Consider the following 477-nt stretch of genomic DNA (forward strand, 5'->3'; position numbering starts at 1 on the left):
GCAACACTCCGCCAGGTCCCCACATTCTCCGAGTTCATCGAACAGCGCTACATGCCCTTCGTGAAGGGTTACAAGCGCTCCTGGATCTCGGACGATTCCTACCTAAGAAACCAGTTGCTGCCTATTTTCGGCAAGAAGCACCTGGACGAGATCACCAAACATGATGTCATCCAGTTCCACCACGGGATGCGGGCCAAGGACTATGCCCTGGGCACCTGCAACCGTTGCCTGATCCTGCTGCGCTACGCCATGAACCTGGCAGTGCGCTGGGAAATCCCCGGCATCACAGCAAACCCCACCAAGGACGTCCCCTTGTTCGAGGACCTTGCTGGTAAAAAAGAGCGGTTCCTGACAGAGGAAGAAGCCCAGAAACTATACGAAACGGTGTGCCGGAGTGAGAATCCTATGCTCAAATTCATCGTGCCGATGCTGATCCTGACCGGTGCCAGAAAACGCGAGGTGCTGGATGCAAAGTGG

The 477-nt window shown here is 55.6% G+C and carries 1 protein-coding gene; it reads left to right on the top strand.

Annotation, left to right across the window (positions count from 1 at the left end; all coding sequences use genetic code 11):
* The coding region (locus IV91_RS0112900) for a tyrosine-type recombinase/integrase (RefSeq protein ID WP_031599106.1) at nucleotides 1–477 on the top strand (477 nt) is incomplete at both ends.

Origin of the sequence: Ferrovum myxofaciens (assembly GCF_000735045.1) — a bacterium.
In the GTDB taxonomy this organism is placed as follows: domain Bacteria; phylum Pseudomonadota; class Gammaproteobacteria; order Burkholderiales; family Ferrovaceae; genus Ferrovum; species Ferrovum myxofaciens.